The organism is Mesorhizobium sp. M5C.F.Ca.IN.020.29.1.1, from assembly GCF_003997375.1.
Taxonomy (GTDB): domain Bacteria; phylum Pseudomonadota; class Alphaproteobacteria; order Rhizobiales; family Rhizobiaceae; genus Mesorhizobium; species Mesorhizobium wenxiniae.
The window spans coordinates 1-1,065 of sequence record NZ_RZSW01001019.1; the positions used below are offsets into that span (position 1 = coordinate 1).

The following is a 1,065-nucleotide window of genomic DNA, read 5'->3' on the forward strand; positions in this document are numbered from 1 at the left end:
TCGCCGACAATGTCGGCGATCGGGCGCGTCGCATCGAGCGTCAATGCGTTCTCGTCGGCTGCCGGCGCTTCTAGCGTGGCGAACTGGCTGTCGACCAGGCTTGCCGGCATGAAATGGCCCCGGCGGGAGCCGACACGCTGCTTCGCGGGCGCGGGATCGATTTCCAGATAGAGGAAAACGATGTCCTGGCAAAAGCCGCGCAGACGCTCGCGGTAGCTGCGCTTTAGCGCCGAACAGGCGGCCACCACGCCCTGCCCATCGCCGACCGATCCCGCAATGCGCCGGCCGATCGCGTCGAGCCAGCCTTCGCGCAATGCGTCGGTCAGCGGCTCGCCGCTTGCCATGCGCGCGACGTTTTCCGGCGGATGCAGCCGGTCGCCCTCGACGAAGATGGCGCCCAACGCTGCGGCCAACGCTTCGCCGACGGCCGATTTGCCACAACCGGCGACGCCCATCACTACGACGGCCGGTGCGGGCCGAACGCGATGCCCCTGCGTTTGTGCTGCCTTTTCGTCCACGATGCGGGTCAGCGGCTGGCCGGCGCGCGGCCGTAAAGCAGGAGCATGGCGACGATGACGACGCCGTAGATGATCTGCCGCCCCGCCTCCGGCATCTGCATGACCGAAAGAATGGATTGCAAAAGCGTGATCAGGATGACGCCAGCGACCGTGCCGAGATACGAGCCGCGGCCGCCGAGGATCGAGGTGCCGCCAAGCACGACCGCTGCGATCGACGGCAGGAGATAGGCGTCGCCCATCGACTGCGCCGCCTTGGAGGCATAGCCGGCCAGAAGCACGCCGCCGAAGGCGGAGAGCCCGCCCGACACGGCGAAGGCGATCAGCACGACGCGCCGCGTGTCGATGCCGGAGAGGTAGGCGGCGCGCTCGCGGTTGCCGATACCGTAGACGGTACGGCCGAAGCCGGTGCGGGTCAGCACGAAAACCATCGCAGCACCGATCAGCGCCCAGATGACGACCGCGTTGGGCACGCCCGGAATGGCAAAGCCGGTCGCCAGATAGCGCATCGCCCGGGTCGCCGAATCCTGCGGCGAGAACCCGCCCGTAT

2 protein-coding genes are annotated in these 1,065 nt (G+C 68.1%); both read right to left on the reverse strand.

Translation table 11 applies throughout. The annotated features are described in order from the left end of the window. Nucleotides 1-455, reverse strand: a 455-nt coding sequence (locus EOA85_RS35910; RefSeq protein ID WP_245486376.1) for a gluconokinase, incomplete at its 3' end; no start/stop codon positions are given. A gap of 71 nt (nucleotides 456-526) precedes the next feature. Next, nucleotides 527-1,065: ABC transporter permease (locus tag EOA85_RS35915; RefSeq protein WP_164760164.1), on the reverse strand; the 539-nt coding region annotated here is incomplete at its 5' end.